This window comes from Nocardioides sp. (assembly GCF_035429765.1).
Classification (GTDB): domain Bacteria; phylum Actinomycetota; class Actinomycetes; order Propionibacteriales; family Nocardioidaceae; genus Nocardioides.
Genome location: NZ_DAOMFK010000265.1, coordinates 1 through 3,364 on the forward strand (window position 1 = coordinate 1; position 3,364 = coordinate 3,364).

The window sequence follows — 3,364 nt, forward strand, 5'->3', positions numbered from 1 at the left end:
CCGGGTCGAGCGCCGCGTCGGCCGGCGGCGGGAGCGGCGTCGGGTGGGGGTCCACGGTGGGGGCGGTCATCGCGGCAGCACCACCGACAGCAGCGCGTCCGGCTGCTCGCGCCGCTCTCCGACCGCGGCCGCGGCCTCCGGGGTGAGCAGCACCAGCGCCACCTCGCGAGGCAGCCTGTCCCAGGCGCGACGGACCTCGTCGGGGGCGCCCACCCCTACCACGACGACCCCGGCCAGGGAGTAGCCGGCGAGCCGCGCGGGCTCACCCAGCGCCAGCACCGGTCCCGTCGTGGTGTCCGTGGCCGTTTCACGCCTTCCCGATCAGGATGATGGCGACGATGAGGCCGTAGATCGCGATGCCTTCGGCGAGACCCACCACCACCATCGCCCGGCCGAACATCTCCGGCCGCTCGCTCATGGCGGCGAGTGCGGCGGCTCCGGTGTAGGCGACCGCGATCGCGGCTCCGATGGAGGACCCGGCCACCGCGATCGCGGCCCCGATCAGCGCCGACCCGTTGGCGGCGGTGTCGGACGCCGCCGCGGCGACGGGGGCGGCCGGGCCGGTGGACGCGGTGGCCGGGTCGGAGCCGAGCGCGACGAGCAGGACCACCACGGCGCCGAGCGCGAGGAGCAGGGTGGCGGTCAGCAGGACCGGCAGCAGCAGTCGGCCGCTGTGCCGGACGAGGCCGACGCCACCCAGGGTGAGCAGCACCGCCACCGGGAGCCCGACCAGCCACACGATCATCGCGCACCTCGTTCCTGACCGGTCTCGACGCTGGTCACCGGGACGGGTGGCGGCAGCCGCCACGGCCGGAACGGCCGGCCCTCCTCGGCGAAGACGCGCGAGAACAGTTCGTAGTATTCCAGCCGGAGTGCCTGGATGCCCGCGACGAGCGCCTCCAGGGTGAACGTGACGGCGTTCCCGCCGATGAAGACGACCGTGGCCGCGAGCGCGGCCAGACCCGGTCCCCACAGGGCCGTGGTGGCCTGCCACACCACCGCTCCCAGTGCTGCGTGGGTGAGGCCGAAGGCGGCGAGCCGCGCGAACGAGACGACGTTGGAGCCCAGCCGGACCACCACGTCGAAGAGCTCCACGACCGCCTGAACGACGCCCGCCGTCCCGCCCCCCGCCTCGACCAGGAGTCCCACGAAGGTCAGCGTCAGCCCCAGCGCGGCGAGGAGGACACTGGCGGCGACCAGCCAGTCGGCGGGCAGGGCGAGCCCGGCGACCAGCAGCGCCAGCGCGACGAACAGCAGCGACCCGGCGACCCCGGTGCGGGCGTACAGGGCGTAGGTCCAGCCGCCCTCTCGGACCCTGTTCGCGGTTCCCAGGGCGTAGGCGCCGCCGATGAGCACGGCGCCGATCCCGACGGCGGTGAGCAGCATGGGCACCGGCTGCTCCAGCGGGTTGAGCCAGAGCACGGGCAGCACACCGGTCGGGCCGAACAGCTCGCCGTAGAGGAAGCCGAACACGATGGCGGCCAGCCCGCCGCCGGCCAGGAACGCCCAGGACCGCCGCAGCCCCGCGGACCGGCCCGCGCGACCGGGGAGACGGCCGGTGCGCACCAGCACCGCCCCGAGCAGCAGCAGGGCACCGTGCCCCACGTCCCCGAACATCATGCCGAACATGAGGACGTAGGCGAGCCCGGCGACCAGCGTCGGGTCCAGGTCGCGGTACGGCACGGTGGTGTAGGTCTCGACGAGCAGGTCGAAGGACCGGGCGGCGCGTCCCGCCGGGAGGCGGGTCGGCGGCTGCAGCCCGCTGGGCGCGCGGACCGGTACGGCGGCGGCGCCGACCTGGGCCAGTGCCTCCGACAGAGCGGGGAGCTCGTCCTCCGGGGTCCACGCCACCAGCCCGGCCACGTCCCCCGAACGCACCGCGGCGCGGGACACGCGGGTGAGCTCGGCGAGGTTCGGGTCGGCCCGGGCTTCGGGCCCGTCGTCGGGCCCGGCCAGCTCGGGGTCGTGGACGGGCAGGTCCAGCTCGACGGAGCCGGACTCCGAGACCCTGGCCAGCGCGTTCGCGAGCTCATCCTCCGGGGCCACCAGTGCGACCCGGAGCATCCGCTGCGGGCGCAGGTCCTCACGCCACCCCACCGAGCACCTCCCCTCGTCCGCCCAGGGCCGCGTCGGCGAGCGCGGCCCGCACCCGGAACGCGTCGGCCGCGAGCACGGCCACGGCACCGACCACGACCTCGGGCGAGGAGAGCGGGTCGCGCAGCAGCCGCATCCCGGTGTCGGCGACCTCCTGCCACAGGGCGGCTTCGGCCGACCACAGCCGCACGGGGGACTCGACCCCCTGGAGGATGCGGCCGGCGAGAGGGTCGAGAGCCGTGCGCAGGTCGGGCAGCGTGGTCGCCTCCAGCCAGCGCGAGCCCAGCAGCGCCTCGAGGTCGCCGCGCTCACGCTCACCCGGCTCCCGGTGCTCCAGCAGTCGGCTGCGGGCGACCTGGAGCGCGGCCGCCTGGATCGCGAGCCCCTCCACGCCGGGAAGGTCGTCGGCGACCCGCCGGAGCCAGGCGGCGGCCATCGCGTCGCGGAACGCCGCCGGGTCGTCCACCGGCATCTCGCCCCAGGGGGAGGCGGACAGCTCGGCGCGGAGCTCGGTCAGCGAGGACGTCGCCCGGACGCGGTGCCAGGCCGTCGACAGCGATCCGAGCTCGAACGGCTCCGGCGCCGGCTGTCCAGGCGGCAGTCGGCCGCCCAGGCGACGCAGGTGGTCCCAGCAGTTCTCGCGCTCGAAGGCGGCCACCACGGCCCGGGCGATCGGCGTGCCACCGGAGGGCATCCAGCCGGCCAGGATCCGCACGTCCCACAGCACGGCCTCGGCCACCGCCCGCTGCGCGGAGGCCAGGTCCGTCGCCGGGGCCGCCCTGGCGTACCCGGTGTCGACCAGCTGGTGGCACGCCGCCTGCAGGGACCCGGCCGACCCCACCCGGCGGATGCCCTCGCGCCCGAGCCGGCGCCGTGCCATCGCCCTGGCCCGGACCGACGCCGCCACCCAGGCGATGCTCACGGCCGTCCCTCGAGGCGGACCCCGTCCAGGACCAGGGCGACCAGATCGGGAAGCCGGCGCTGCCCCTCCGTCCGCAGCCGCTCGGCCTCCGTCCGGGCCTCCTCGGCCATTCGCCGGCTCTCCCGCTCGCCGGCCTCGTGGGCGCGGGACGCCTCGACCGCCCGCTGGGCCGCGGCCTCGACCCGGGCTCGCGCGAGCACCCCCGCCACCTCGCTCACCGACTCCTCCCGCAGGGCCTGGGCCTGCGCTCGGCCGTGGGCCCGGATCCGGGCGGCCTCCTCCTGGGTCGGAGCCAGTGCGGCGAGCACGGCCCGCAGCGCGGTGTCCTCGGTGCCCTCGTGGGGAACC

At 76.4% G+C, this 3,364-nt stretch carries 5 protein-coding genes; all 5 read right to left on the reverse strand.

All coding sequences use genetic code 11. The features are described 5' to 3' along the window. Positions 1-66: 66 nt before the first annotated feature. Positions 67-279 carry a hypothetical protein gene (locus PLP61_RS15860; protein ID WP_324503726.1) on the reverse strand — a complete coding sequence of 71 codons (213 nt, stop codon included), beginning with the start codon at positions 277-279 and terminating at the stop codon, positions 67-69. Positions 280-307: 28 nt separating this feature from the next. Then, on the reverse strand, positions 308-745 hold the full coding sequence (locus PLP61_RS15865) for an ATP synthase subunit C (protein ID WP_324503728.1): 438 nt from the start codon (positions 743-745) through the stop codon (positions 308-310). Beyond that, complete coding sequence (locus tag PLP61_RS15870) at positions 742-2,097, reverse strand: V-type ATPase 116kDa subunit family protein (RefSeq protein ID WP_324503729.1); 1,356 nt, start codon at positions 2,095-2,097, stop codon at positions 742-744. The genes PLP61_RS15865 and PLP61_RS15870 overlap by 4 nt, the downstream gene beginning before the upstream one ends. Continuing rightward, positions 2,084-3,016 carry a hypothetical protein gene (locus PLP61_RS15875; protein ID WP_324503731.1) on the reverse strand — a complete coding sequence of 311 codons (933 nt, stop codon included), beginning with the start codon at positions 3,014-3,016 and terminating at the stop codon, positions 2,084-2,086. Before PLP61_RS15875 ends, PLP61_RS15870 begins: the two co-directional genes overlap by 14 nt. Then, a partial coding sequence (locus PLP61_RS15880; RefSeq protein ID WP_324503732.1) for a hypothetical protein occupies positions 3,013-3,364 on the reverse strand: 352 nt, incomplete at its 5' end. The genes PLP61_RS15875 and PLP61_RS15880, both read right to left, overlap by 4 nt.